Annotated in this window: 20 protein-coding genes; all 20 read right to left on the reverse strand. The window is 27.9% G+C overall.

Translation table 11 applies throughout. The features are described from left to right. Positions 1 to 11: 11 nt before the first annotated feature. The 20 genes from HGPB_RS05110 to HGPB_RS05200 all read right to left on the reverse strand — a co-directional run bounded on the left by HGPB_RS05110 (position 12) and on the right by HGPB_RS05200 (position 13055). Positions 12 to 797 (reverse strand): TlyA family RNA methyltransferase, encoded by a 786-nt coding sequence (locus tag HGPB_RS05110; RefSeq protein ID WP_019132628.1) that lies wholly within the window; start codon positions 795 to 797, stop codon positions 12 to 14. Next, positions 797 to 1657, reverse strand: coding sequence for a polyprenyl synthetase family protein (locus HGPB_RS05115; RefSeq protein ID WP_019132629.1), 861 nt, complete (start codon positions 1655 to 1657; stop codon positions 797 to 799). Before HGPB_RS05115 ends, HGPB_RS05110 begins: the two co-directional genes overlap by 1 nt. After that, entirely contained in the window at positions 1644 to 1880 is a 237-nt protein-coding gene (locus HGPB_RS05120; RefSeq protein WP_019132630.1) for an exodeoxyribonuclease VII small subunit, read from the reverse strand. Before HGPB_RS05120 ends, HGPB_RS05115 begins: the two co-directional genes overlap by 14 nt. 4 nt (positions 1881 to 1884) lie before the next feature. Then, complete coding sequence (gene xseA, locus HGPB_RS05125) at positions 1885 to 3324, reverse strand: exodeoxyribonuclease VII large subunit (RefSeq protein WP_019132631.1); 1440 nt, start codon at positions 3322 to 3324, stop codon at positions 1885 to 1887. 36 nt (positions 3325 to 3360) lie between these two features. Continuing rightward, positions 3361 to 3768, reverse strand: coding sequence for a transcription antitermination factor NusB (gene nusB, locus HGPB_RS05130; RefSeq protein ID WP_019132632.1), 408 nt, complete (start codon positions 3766 to 3768; stop codon positions 3361 to 3363). Position 3769: 1 nt separating this feature from the next. Further along, entirely contained in the window at positions 3770 to 4150 is a 381-nt protein-coding gene (locus tag HGPB_RS05135) for an Asp23/Gls24 family envelope stress response protein (protein WP_019132633.1), read from the reverse strand. Positions 4151 to 4266: 116 nt separating this feature from the next. Then, entirely contained in the window at positions 4267 to 4419 is a 153-nt protein-coding gene (locus tag HGPB_RS08785; RefSeq protein ID WP_019132634.1) for a hypothetical protein, read from the reverse strand. A gap of 74 nt (positions 4420 to 4493) precedes the next feature. Next, positions 4494 to 4841, reverse strand: coding sequence for a CD1247 N-terminal domain-containing protein (locus tag HGPB_RS05140; protein ID WP_019132635.1), 348 nt, complete (start codon positions 4839 to 4841; stop codon positions 4494 to 4496). Positions 4842 to 4857: 16 nt separating this feature from the next. Beyond that, positions 4858 to 5415 carry an elongation factor P gene (efp, locus tag HGPB_RS05145; protein ID WP_019132636.1) on the reverse strand — a complete coding sequence of 186 codons (558 nt, stop codon included), beginning with the start codon at positions 5413 to 5415 and terminating at the stop codon, positions 4858 to 4860. Positions 5416 to 5485: 70 nt separating this feature from the next. Next, the gene (locus HGPB_RS05150; RefSeq protein WP_019132637.1) at positions 5486 to 6427 is read right to left on the reverse strand and encodes a hypothetical protein; all 942 of its coding nucleotides are present in this window, start codon (positions 6425 to 6427) and stop codon (positions 5486 to 5488) included. Further along, a complete protein-coding gene (locus HGPB_RS05155; protein WP_019132638.1) occupies positions 6424 to 6954 on the reverse strand; it encodes a PilW family protein in 531 nt (176 codons plus the stop codon). The genes HGPB_RS05150 and HGPB_RS05155 overlap by 4 nt, the downstream gene beginning before the upstream one ends. Then, positions 6914 to 7264 (reverse strand): hypothetical protein, encoded by a 351-nt coding sequence (locus tag HGPB_RS05160; protein WP_019132639.1) that lies wholly within the window; start codon positions 7262 to 7264, stop codon positions 6914 to 6916. The genes HGPB_RS05155 and HGPB_RS05160 overlap by 41 nt, the downstream gene beginning before the upstream one ends. Further along, complete coding sequence (locus tag HGPB_RS05165) at positions 7261 to 7677, reverse strand: prepilin-type N-terminal cleavage/methylation domain-containing protein (protein WP_019132640.1); 417 nt, start codon at positions 7675 to 7677, stop codon at positions 7261 to 7263. The genes HGPB_RS05160 and HGPB_RS05165 overlap by 4 nt, the downstream gene beginning before the upstream one ends. Beyond that, positions 7674 to 8819, reverse strand: coding sequence for a hypothetical protein (locus HGPB_RS05170; RefSeq protein ID WP_019132641.1), 1146 nt, complete (start codon positions 8817 to 8819; stop codon positions 7674 to 7676). Before HGPB_RS05170 ends, HGPB_RS05165 begins: the two co-directional genes overlap by 4 nt. Beyond that, complete coding sequence (locus tag HGPB_RS05175; RefSeq protein ID WP_019132642.1) at positions 8803 to 9903, reverse strand: ribonuclease E/G; 1101 nt, start codon at positions 9901 to 9903, stop codon at positions 8803 to 8805. Before HGPB_RS05175 ends, HGPB_RS05170 begins: the two co-directional genes overlap by 17 nt. Then, positions 9903 to 10661, reverse strand: coding sequence for a RadC family protein (radC, locus tag HGPB_RS05180; RefSeq protein WP_019132643.1), 759 nt, complete (start codon positions 10659 to 10661; stop codon positions 9903 to 9905). The genes HGPB_RS05175 and radC overlap by 1 nt, the downstream gene beginning before the upstream one ends. Beyond that, entirely contained in the window at positions 10648 to 11238 is a 591-nt protein-coding gene (locus HGPB_RS05185) for a Maf family protein (RefSeq protein WP_019132644.1), read from the reverse strand. Before HGPB_RS05185 ends, radC begins: the two co-directional genes overlap by 14 nt. A gap of 2 nt (positions 11239 to 11240) precedes the next feature. Then, positions 11241 to 11741, reverse strand: a complete 501-nt coding sequence (locus tag HGPB_RS05190) for a Gx transporter family protein (RefSeq protein ID WP_019132645.1) — start codon at positions 11739 to 11741, stop codon at positions 11241 to 11243. Continuing rightward, the gene (locus HGPB_RS05195) at positions 11738 to 12106 is read right to left on the reverse strand and encodes a NusG domain II-containing protein (protein WP_019132646.1); all 369 of its coding nucleotides are present in this window, start codon (positions 12104 to 12106) and stop codon (positions 11738 to 11740) included. The genes HGPB_RS05190 and HGPB_RS05195 overlap by 4 nt, the downstream gene beginning before the upstream one ends. A gap of 61 nt (positions 12107 to 12167) precedes the next feature. Further along, the gene (locus tag HGPB_RS05200; protein ID WP_019132647.1) at positions 12168 to 13055 is read right to left on the reverse strand and encodes an RnfABCDGE type electron transport complex subunit B; all 888 of its coding nucleotides are present in this window, start codon (positions 13053 to 13055) and stop codon (positions 12168 to 12170) included. Positions 13056 to 13058: the final 3 nt, after the last annotated feature.

Genomic DNA, 13058 nt, shown 5'->3' on the forward strand with positions numbered 1-13058 from the left:
TTTTCCACCTACTATTCTATAGAATCTATTAATGTATCAATACAAAAATTCGAGTCTTGCCTATTTGTCTTTTCAAAGTAAATTAAAAATTCAATGTTTCCCTTAGCTCCCTTAATCGGAGAATAAGTCAGTCCTCTTATACTTAAATCAAGCTCTTTTGCTAGGGAAATAATTTTTTCTAAAACTTCCTTATGAACTTTTTTATCTCTTACTATACCTTTTTTACCAACTTTTTCTCTTCCAGCTTCAAATTGAGGTTTAATTAAGGCCACAATTTCTCCACCATCTTTTACTAATTCAACTGCTTTTGGCAAAACAAGTTCTAGAGAAATAAAACTAACATCAATAGATGCAAAATCAATTTCATCTCCTATTAAAGAAGTATCAAAATTTCTAATATTGGTTCTTTCCATTGAAACAACCCTATCGTCAATCTGTAAGCTATAATCAAGTTGGTTGTAACCAACATCTATTGCGTAAACTTTTTTTGCCCCATTCATCAGCATGCAGTGAGTAAAGCCTCCAGTAGATGCTCCTATGTCAACGCATATATAATCTTTTAAATCTAGATTATATAAATCTATGGCCTTTTCTAATTTAAATCCACCACGGCTAACATATTTTAAAGAATTTGATTTTATATTTAGTTTTGCATCTTCATCTAGTAATTGTCCAGCTTTTTCTATTCTTTCAGTTCCCTTAAAAACTTCTCCACTCATGATAAGTCTTTTAGCTTTTTCTCTAGAATCAACTAAATTGCTTTTTACAAGCAAGACATCAGCTCTAATTTTTGACATTACTTGCTCCTATTCATTAAGCTATATACATATTCTTCTAGCCTATCTGTGTCATAATCTATGCTTTTAATTTCAGTTTTTGCCTTCTCAAATAATTCACTTATTCTTTCTTCCAACTCTTCTTTACTTTTTATACTCGAAAGAGTTTTTTTATCTTTATTAATATCTTCTTCATAATCAAGTAAATCGTCTGTTATTTGATAAGCTATGCCAATACAATTTGAGAAATCTTCAAGCGATACTATATCTTCACTACTAGCACCTGCCAAGATTGCACCACTAACTATTGCAGCTCTTATTAGGGCAGCAGTTTTTAATTTATACATATTTTCAAAATAATCATCATTATCTTCAACTTCATCTTCAAGGTCAATTACTTGTCCACCTATCATTCCGTGCACTCCAGAACAGTTAAAAATATATTTCATAGCTCTTACAGCCCTGTGCAATTCTTCTGGATCTGATAAATAATTTTCAAGATTATTTGACAATAATTCTGCAGCTGTATTTAACAATCCATCTCCAGCAAGAACTGCTATTGCTTCTGAAAATACTTTATGATTTGTTGGTTTTCCTCTTCTAATATCATCATCGTCCATTGCCGGAAGATCATCATGTATTAAAGAATAAGTGTGGATGATTTCTATTGCAGCAGCATATGGTAAAGATTTTTCAAAATCTTCTTCCCCGCTTATAGCCATATAACTTAAAACACAAAGTATAGCCCGAACCCTTTTACCTCCTGAAGATAAAGAGTAAATCATGGACTCATTTATTTTCTTTTGATAATCATCTATAACTGTGAAATTTTTATATATATAATTATCTATATCAGAAATTATCTCATTATTGTCCTTCATCATCATCACCATTATAAAGATCCTCTTCATGAATTTTATTAGCTTCATCTATAAGGGTCTTTACCTTTCCTTCGTAATCATTCAATATCTTTGAACAGTGCTTATATAAACTAATAGCCTCTTCATATTTTTTTAATGATTCTTCTAAACTACAATCATCAGATTCTAAATCATCAACTAGTTTTTCAAGTTTTAAGTAAGCTTGTTCATAGCTTGCTTCCATACTCTCAACTCCTCAATTCAATATCTTCTACAAGAAGCCTTGCACTTCCATCTTTAAAAGAAAGTTTTACTTTTTTTCCCTTGTCTAAAGATTTTACAGATATTATTTCTTCTTTGTCCATGTTTTCAACAATAGGCATATTTTCAGTCTTAAATTTAACTAAGCTATCATAACTTTTAAAAAGATTTTTTTTATTTGAATTAACCAGGCTATTCAAAGAATAGTCTAGTCTTTTTTTTGCAAAATTTAATTCAGATCTTTTGCTTTTAATCCTTTTATCTAATTTAATTTTCATCAAAGAATTTAAACTATCTTCTAGAGAAACTCTTTGTTTATTTTCTGGACTTAAACTATCCATCTTTTCTATTAAATTATCAAGTTCAACTTTTTTTAGAATAAGTTTTACTTTTAAAGCTTGCTTAAGTTCCAATAAGTTTTTTTCTAAAGAAAGTCTTTGATCGTTTAAATTAGGTTTGTTTATATATATAGTCCTAGATTTTTTTATTAAATCTAGTCTGTAATTTTTAATTTTATCGAGTAAAGAATTATTAAGTCTTATGTATATATCTTCTAGATCAGACTTACTTTCATTCAATTTATTATCAATCCTTGCATTCATCCTGCTTGATAATAAAAATAAAGAATTATTTAAATCATCTTTACTCATGCTGACAAGTTCTGCAGCTGCTGATGGAGTTGGAGCTCTTAAATCACTTACAAAATCACTTATTACATAATCTACTTCATGACCTATAGCAGATATAATTGGGGTTTTAAAGTTATATATTGTCCTTGCAAGCTCTTCGTCATTAAAAACAAAGAGATCTTCTAAGGACCCTCCACCTCTTGTTAAAACTACTACATCCTCAGGATTATTAGAAAAATATTCTAAGGCCTTTAATATATCATCCTTAGCATTTACACCCTGCACATTTACAGGATAAAGATTAACATCTATACTGTCATTTCGTCTTTTTAAGATTGATAAAAAATCCTTTACAGCTGCCCCTGTTGGCGATGTAATAAGTCCGATTGATCTTGGATAAAAAGGTATCTGTTTTTTGTGATCTTGCGAAAATAAACCTTCTTTATCAAGACTATCTTTTAGATATAAAAATTTTTCGTAGAGTTCGCCTAAACCTTGCAATCTTATATCTCTTATATATAAACTAAGTCTTGCATTTTTTTCATATATAGAAAGGCTGGCCTTTGCCTCTACCTTATCGCCTTCATTTATATCAAATTTAATCTCCCTTGCATCTTTTGAATATATTATGGCATCTATGCTGGCTTTTTCATCTTTTAGTGTTAAATATATATTTCCATTAGAGTGTTTTTTTAGACTTGAAATTTCTCCTTGAACCAATAAATCATTTAGCAAATAGTCCATTGCAATATATTTTTTTATATATTTATTCAATTCGCTAACTTTTATTGCCTTCATAAAACCACCATAATAAGAAATAAGAGCTTTAAGCTCTTAATTCTGATTTAAACTCCTATATATGCTTCCCAATACTCCATTTATAAACTTGGGAGATTCATTTGAGCCATATTCTTTTGATATTTCAACCGCTTCATTTATAGACACTTCGGCAGGTATATCTTCTTTATATAAAATCTCATATACAGAAATTCTCAATATTGCCTTGTCAACATTTGCAAGTCTATTAAAGCTCCAATTTTGTAAATTATCTATTATTGTTCTATCTATGCTTTCTAAATAATCCATAGCCTCAATAGTGTTTTCTTCAATATATTCTTTCTCATCTTCAGAAAAACTTGAGTTTTCTATAAATATGTCAAGGCAATCTTTTGAAAAGTCTTTATTGGCTTCCATTTGAAAAAGAGCCTGCATTTGTCCAATACGTGCTTTTTTTCTGCTCATATTAAGCCTTTACCTTCTCTTTATCTTCTAAAGCTATGCCAGAAACATGAACATTAACTTCTACAACTTCAAGATCAGTCATGTTTTCAACTGCTTCTTTAATTTTTTCTTGAACAAGTTTACAAACATCAACTATATTTATTCCATAAAGAACTGTTATGAATACATCTATAACAGCCTCTTCTTCTCCAATGCTTACTTTTACGCCTCTATTTAAATTCTTAACTCCAAGCATTTGAGTTACACTAGATTTTAAATTTGATTGCATTTCAACAACACCTTCAACAGATTCAGCTGCTACTATTGAAATTGTCGCTATTACATCTTCTGAAATTCTGACCTCTCCGTCACCTTTTGTTTCAATTAAATAATTGTCTGTCATTCTACACCTCCAAAGATAAATCATTCTAATACTTTAAATTATAACAAATTATCTTTTCTTAATAAACTATAATTATATTTTACTACAATTTGCCAATATTTAAAAATTTAAGAATTTTATTTGTTTTTTTTAACAAATAAAACATATAAAGTAAATACTGCAACTATCACAGCAGAAATTAAATAATTCCTTGTTATTTGATCAGAAAGATAAATAAATATAGACATAAGTACTATGCATATCATCAAAATAATATTTTTTTCTTTCATTAACAACTCCAATTTTAATATAAAATAAGGGACGTGAATCCACGCCCCTTTTTAATAATAATTTTCTTTTCTAATTATTCACAGTCACATTCGTCTGATTCACAAGCACATGAATCATCTGAACAGCAATCACAATCATCGAAGTCAGCATAAAGATCATCATCATAAAAATCGTCATCGTCGAAATCATCGTAGTCATAATCTTCTTCATCATAAACATAATCTTCTAGATTAGTCAAATCTTCTTCGATTAAATCAACATATTCATTTAGTTCATCTTGTTGAAATTTAATAACTTCAGCCATTTCTGCCATAGCATCTATTAATTCTAATAACAACCTATCTTCTTTCTTATTATAGTCTAGGTCGTAGCCATCTGCTAAGCCTTGAATATAAGATAATTTATTAATTATTTCATCCATTAAATTTTCCCTCCTATTATGCTCTAGACATATATTCGCCAGATCTAGTATCTATTCTTATAACATCTCCAGTATTAATGAATAGTGGAACATTTAGTGTGAAGCCTGTTTCAACAGTAGCAGGTTTAGACCCACCTGATGATGTGTCTCCTTTTACTCCTGGTTCTGTTTGAGTAACTTCTAATTCTACGAAATTTGCAGGTGAAACTCTAAATGGTTTTTCTTGGAAAAAGTTGATTTGTGCAACATCATTTTCTCTCATAAAGTTAAGAGCATCTTCAACTATAGCCTTTTCCATAGGTATTTGTTCATAAGTTTCATTATCCATAAAGTAGTATAGTTCACCATCATTGTATAGGTATTGCATTTCTTTTGTTTCTATAACTGCTTTTTCAAATTTTTCTGTCGGATTAAATGTTGTATCCTTTGTAGCTCCAGATAAAACTGATCTAATTTTTGCTCTTACAAAAGCTGCTCCCTTACCTGGCTTAACGTGTTGAAAATCTAAAACTTCCCAAACTTCATTATCCATTATAAATGTTAAGCCTTTTCTAAAATCACCTGCTGTAATCATAAATTACCTCCTAAATTTTCACTATGTTAATTATATCAATTAAATTTTATCCTATCAAGTTTTTATTAAATTAACTTGCTTGTATGCTGTATATTTTTGCTTTTATAAAATTATCTATTAATTTTGCATAATTATAAATATTATTAAAATTATAATTTGCATCAATATTATTTTCTGAATTTCCGTTCATATTGATAGCTATGCCGTCGACCTTTACAGAAGAATTTTCTGATAATATTTCATTTCTATGTAAGTATATCCCATGAATTTTTAAGTCTTGGTTTAAAATTATATTATCTATATCAATAATTCCTCTTAATTTCATATTTTCATCTACTGTCAAACTGCCATTTTTTTGTTTTATATATAAAGATTTATTGATACTTTCTTTACTCACAATATTCTTTATTTCTTCTACAGATTCTCCTTCAACTATTTCTTCAATTTCATATATTATAAAAGAATTTCCATCTCTTGCTAAGTGGTAGTCCTTTCCATCAAGCTCAAGGAAATTTATATAAGTAGATTTACTTACATCAAGGTTATTAAAACTATCAAGTGTTTCTTGATAATCTTCTTCATCTATGACATTTTTATTAAGTATAGCTATGCCCTTTGTGTAAATTTGATTTGCGATTGTTCCATAAGCTTCGTGGGCATATTCAATATTTTTATATTTTAAATAGGCTTTTAATTTAAACCCCTTATTCTCTATAGAATTATCAGATTGTAAAATATATTTTTTATTTTCGCCAGGAATTTCATCAAGAAATTTTGGATTCACACTTGCAGCTTTTTTAAAATATAAATCTTTTAAATTATCTTTAAATTTTTCGTCTGCAATGGCTATATTTATCATTGATTCAGAGCTAGCACTTGCTTGAATTTTATCATCAAGATTTTTTATTGTCATTAAATTGTTTTTCTGGTTTTTGACCAAAAAAGAAATAGCAATCACTATTATCGCTATTATTAGAATTGTAATTATATAGGTAAAAGCTTGTTTTTTCACTTAAATTCCTCAAATGTTCTATTTGCTATTTTTAAAGTTTTGCTTGTATTATCATCAAAGTTTATTTTTATAGTAATAAGATTTTTGGAGTAGCTAGAGTCTACGCTTTCAACTCCTGAAATAAGATTATTGACTCCCATTTTCATATTTATTATATTATTTTTAATTTTTTTATCAGTATTTATTGAATGTCTTCTTATATTTTTCCCACTATGAGAATAATATGTATAATTATATTTTGAATTTTTTCCATTCTTATCTTTTCCCTCAAGTTTTATAAGGGTAAATCCTAAAGAATTTTTGTTGCCGTTACTAATTATATAATCTGCTGAACTAATTTCGTTATACATATAATTGCTAGCAAAGTAGGACTGGCTGAAAAGATCATCTTTTTTCTTAATTATTTCACTAGTTTTTAATGATGCAGACATGCTTTTTAAAAGCAAGCTAATTACTATAAAGATAAGGGCTAGGGAAAATATCAGTTCAATCAGAGTAAAGGCTTTTCTTTTGTAAAATTTTTTCAAATTTAAGATCTCCTGTTTCTTTATCTTTTATAGTTAAAGTATATTTAACTAAATTTTCTGACAAGTTTTGCTTATCTATTGAATAATCTAAGTTCTTATCGATAATAATTTCATAATCATCCTTGCCCGAATAACTAGCAGCACTTATTACTTCAAGTTGATTTTTTGCCATCTCATAAATTTCAGTTCTTTCTTTTAATTTTTGTCTGGAAATTAAACTGCTTGTTAGAGCTGGTATAAGACTACTTGCAACTATTAAGATTAAACTTATCGATATTAATAAATCCATTAAGATATATGCTTTTTTCATTTCTTTAAATTCACCTTTCCAGTTACAGGCTCTATGGTAAGCTCATACGATTTATCTTTTATCCTAAAATAAATTGTCTGTGCTGTGTCCTTGCTTGATGCACCGCTTCTAGTAAATTGCAAATCGATTATATTGTCACTAACTAAATATAAGTCTTCTGAATATGATTCAAGCTCTTTAATATCTCCGCAAACTATTTCATATCTATTGTCATTTCTTAATTTAAAGTATGCAGAAGCATTATTTGCAAGTGCGAGATTTCTAGTATATCTTATGTCCATTGCTATCTTGTCTAGATCTTTTCTTGCCTTATAATATTTTGAAGATCCCAGGCTAAATATCCCTATGCTTATTATTATAAGTATTATGGATATAGAAATTATTAATTCTATTAAAGTAAATGCTTTTTTCAAATTTCTGCCTCTATTGCTTTAATTATAAAATATCCACTTATGTTTTCTTCTTCTGGTTTATAGTAAAGTCCTTTTAGAGCTTTTATTTCATCTATTTCTACCAACTGTTGTCCTCCAAATTCTGGACTTAATTCAAATGGATTCTTATAGGCATCAAGATAACCTATTTCTCCAGTGAAATTATAAGGTAGTTCAATTAAAAGCTTAAAGTTTTTCACATCTACAACATCATTAAAAAATATGTATAAGTAATCATCGTTTTCGATATTTGTAATTTCATAATCTACAACCAAAAAATCTTCCATTTGAATTAATGAGATTTCATTACCTTCGCCAGCATATGTAGCAAAATTATTTATATCAAATTTTAAAAACTTAAAGTCTGGAATTAAGCTATCAGTCTTATATACATCAGCTTTTTGAATATTTTCAACAACTTCCTTGTCAAAATCTTTTTTGATGCTTTTTTCAACCTTTAATTTATCTTGTTTTTTTGGACTGGTTGCAGTTTTATTTTTAGATTTTTTTATTTCTTTTTTTATACTTTTTATCTTTTTATCATCTTCTGATTTGTTTTGATTTAGTTTTTGCTTATCCTTATAATATGAATCTTTTAGGTTTAAATCTTTCCCATCACTTGCAACAATGATTGGTAGATTTGAATTTTTATTCAATAAAAGATTTGCCTTAAATAGGTATTCATCTTCTACTTCTTTTGATATTTCCATATCATTAAAAATAAAAAATTCGTTGAATCGACTGATAGAATTTAGTCCATCTTTACTCGTTTTAAATTCTATGCTCTTATTATTTTCATTTTCACTTTTATCAAGCAGACTTATATCATCTCCTTGAAACTTAGTTAGATTTTCATCACTTAATATATTGAAATTTGAAGATAGGTCTGAATTTAATAATTTTTTATTATCTTCTTTCATTGATAAAGCTTTTTTATAGCTTTCTTTGTTTAAATTGATTTGAGATTGTATCTCTTTGTTTTTAAATTTGACATTATTTAATTTTTTTATAAAAGGTGATATTAGTAAAGAGTAAAATATAAGTTCAAATATTAAAAAAGAAAGGATCATTAATAAAATCTTTTCTCTTTTTGATAATTCTTTAATTTTATTTATTATCTGCATTGTTATCCTCATATAAGTTTAACTTATTTATCAATTGTCTTCCTAAACTTTTCCTTGATATCTCTACCAATCCAAGTCTAGTATAGCCAAAAACTTTGCTGCTTGTATAGTCGTTTTTAAATTTATCTCTTAGATGATTTAAAAGTTTATCTTTATTTGTTTTAGATTTCATATTGACAAAGTCAATTATAATAATTCCAGATATATTTCTTAAAGTCACTTGCCTATAAATTTCGTTCGCAGCTGCTAAATTCAGTTCAAAAATAAATTTTTCCTTGTTTTTATTGCTTTGAAAGTTTGATGCATTGACATCAATGCTAGTTAAAGCAAATGTTTCTTCAATTATTATATTGCCACCATTTTCAAGTTCAATTTTTTTGGCAAATAAGCTGGCATAGTCTTCTATAAAATCTTTTTTATAGGCTAAACTAAAGTTTTCATCATATTTTATATTAAAGCCATCTTTTAGAGCTTTAAATATTTCCATATCATTGCAAATAATTTCTTCCTTATAATTTTTTAAAAAACTTTCTAATGGATTTTTCTTATATAACAGCTTTGGTGTAGGTCTTAGATTTATTTGAGCTTTTAAATGTTCTTCAAGTTCTTTAAATTTCTCATATTCAGCTATTATTTCTTCCTCTTCTGCAAAAATTGCATTTGACCTAAATAGTAGAGAAGAAAAGTTATTTTCTCTTGCAAATTTTTTTAAATTTTCACGACTATTATTGCTAATTTTTTTAGAAAATTTTATATCTTTAGGCCCATTTATAAAATAAATTATACTTTCTCCCTCAAGAGATAATTCAGTTGAGAGCTCAGCATATTTATCTTCTACTGCTAATTTTTTTACTTGGACTAAAATCTCATCATTTTCGTGAATTTCATCAATTTTTCTTATATTCATAAAAACATCTTGGTCTTCTAAACTTAAAAATGCAATTTTTTGATTTTTTAAAATCTTATTAACTCTGGCCCTATAAATATTATTTAAAATTGAATTATCTAAATCTATAAGCTCATTAATTTTTTTATCAAATTTTACTGCTATTTTTAAATTTTTATCTATGTATAATTTTTCCATTAAATTAAATCTCTTTCTAGAAAGCTAAAATAAGAATTATTTCCAATAATTATATGATCAACTATATTTATCCCAATAATTTTTGAAGCCTCAACAAGTCTTTTTGTAAGTTCAATATCTTGTCTTGAAGCATTTGGGTCTCCAGATGGATGGTTATGTAATAATAAAATACTATGAGCCATGTTATCGATTGCTGTTTTAAAGACTTCTCTTGGATGAACTACTGTAAGATCTAAAGTTCCCCTTGATATAGTATTTATATTTATTATTTGCTTTTTTGTATCTAAGATTACTACTCTAAACTCTTCAACTTCCAAGTTTGACATTTCATCTTTTACAATTTCGTACATTATTTTAGGACTTTGGATTCTAGTTTTTGCAAATACATTGTTATTATTTATTCTTTTTGCAAGCGTTATTGCCGCCATTATCATAGCTGCTTTTGAATTTCCTATTCCATTAATCTTAGTAAAATCATTTAGCCTTTTCCTTTTTAATACTGAAAGACCTTCCTCCTTATAGTCCGGCAAAAAACTGTTTAAAATATCTTGAGATAATTCAACAGATGTTTTACTCCTAGTTCCTGTTCTTATTATAAGAGCCAGAAGTTCTGCATTTGATAAACTATCTGGTCCAAACTTTAAAAGTTTTTCCTGTGGCCTATCTTCTAAGGGAAGGTCTTTTATAGTAAAACTTGTCTTGTTTATTTCTTTTATTTCAACATCTTCATATTTGCCTTCAAACTTATTCTGATCCAATACTATCCTCCATGATATCAATATCAAATAATCTTTTTATGTCCTTTGAAATTTTCTTTATTGGCAGGCCAACTATATTATCAAAATCATTTTCAATTTCTTTAACAAAACCGCCGCCTTCTTCTTGAATTCCGTATGCCCCTGCTTTATCTAAATATTCTGCCTCATCTAAATAATCATTTATCATCTGATCATCTAAATCTACGAAGTGCACTCTACTTTCTTCATAGTCACAATATTTTATATTTTTATTTTGATTCAATAAACAGTATCCAGTAATTACCTTGTGAAAACTTCCAGATAGTTCTTTTAAAATATTAAAGGCATCTTGTCTATCCTTTGGTTTTCCAATTATATGACCCTTGCAATCAACAACTGTATCAGCAGCAAGGACAATATCATCAGGATGTCTAGAAGAAATTTCAATCGCTTTTTCAAACGCCAAAGACATAGCAAGCTGGTGAGAATTCATATAGTCTAAATTGTTTTCTTCTATTGGATATGTAATATTTTCAAATTTAATATATCTTGATAAAATTTCTATTCTTCTTTTTGAACTAGACGCAAGTATAAACATTATTACTCCTCGAATTTAAAATCTCTTTTTACTAAAATTTGTACTGGATATCCAACCAAATAACCTGCAAAAAGTGAGCATAAAAGTAAAATTGGAAAATATGAAAATACATATAAGCTTCTTACTATTATTGCTGCAACACAAACTTGAGTTAGGTTGTGAAAGCAGGCCCCTATAACACTAATAGATACAACCGATAATTTATTTTTAAAATATTTATGGCTTATTATCATAGCAAGACAGCTCACAATTGCTGCAGAAATTGAAAATATAAATCCAAATACATTTCCTGTTACCATCATTAATAATAATGATTTAAAAGCGGTTACTATCATTGCTTCTTTATATCCAAATAAATATATTACTGCAACAACAACTATATTTGATAGACCAATTTTTGCACCTGGAACAGGGATTGGCAGTGGAAAATAGCTTTCTAATAATCCAAGTATCAAGGCAAAGGCCGATACTAGAGATAAAAATATTAATTTTTTTGTTTTCATTTTACAATCACATCGATTCCATTTTTCTCTGAAATAAGCTTAACTTCAAGTCTATGTGGAAGACAAATTATAGTTTGACCAGCCTTATTGATTTTTTTTGTATTCACACAAACTTGGTCTTTGCAATCTGCTTCTACAACTTTTACTCCATTCTTATCTACAAAAATTTTATTATGTCCATATTTATTATCTACATTTATTTCTTTATTAATCATATTTTTATACAAATCTTTTTTTACAATTTTAGAATCCACGGTAACTACCAGATATAGATCTTCTTTACTGTCATTTGTATTTTTAAAAAATAAAAGAAATCCAGATAAAAATAAAATAAAAATCAATAAAATTATGTCAGCTTTTTTCATAACAACCTCTGATTAATAAAAAACTTCTCTTGCCATAAGAGAAGTTTTTTATCTTAATTTATTACTGTTGACTTTCTACTTTTTCAAGTCTTTCTCTTTTTTTCTTTTCAGCAAGTTCTTTCTGTCTTTGCTTAATTTTTTCTACTTTTTCAGGATATTCACAGTATATTGCATTTGTTGGGCATTTTGATACGCAAATTCCGCAATTTATACATTTATCATAATCTATTTCTGCAAAATTATTTTCTACATGGATTGCTTCTTTAGGACAATTTCTTTCACAAATTTTACATCCTATACAACCCTTTGAACATGATAATTTAACATTTTTACCCAAATCTTGTGAGATACATTTAACAACTGTTTTTGCAGAATATGGAACAGCTTTTATAATATTTTTTGGACAAATATTAATACATTTCATACAAGCTACACATTTGTCCTTATCTACAACAGCTATAGAGTCAACTATATGTATTGCATCATATTCACAAACACCTACACAGCTTCCTCCACCAACACATCCATACTGACATGTTTTTGATCCATTTTGAAAATCAGAAATTAATCTGCAATCTTCTAAGCCTTGATATGTATATTTATTTTTAGCTATATTGCAGTCTCCTTGACACAATACTGTTGCAACTTGTCTTTCAAATTCAACAGAATCTTTTCCTAAAATTTCAGCTAATTTATTTGCAACAACTTCTCCACCGATTGAACAACTTGAAATATCTGCTTTCCCGTCTGCTATAGCTTGTGCTAGACCATCACAGCCAGGAAAACCACACGCTCCACAGTTTGCTCCAGGTAAGGCACTTCTTATTGCTACTACTTTATCATCAACATCAACTGCAAAAACTCTAGAAGCAACTGACAATAAAATTCCAAAAGCTGCTCCCATTGCAGCAAGTATTAATATTGGATATAATATTACTTTTAAATCCATAAT

The organism is Peptoniphilus obesi ph1, from assembly GCF_000311865.1.
In the GTDB taxonomy this organism is placed as follows: Bacteria; Bacillota; Clostridia; order Tissierellales; family Peptoniphilaceae; genus Peptoniphilus_E; species Peptoniphilus_E obesi.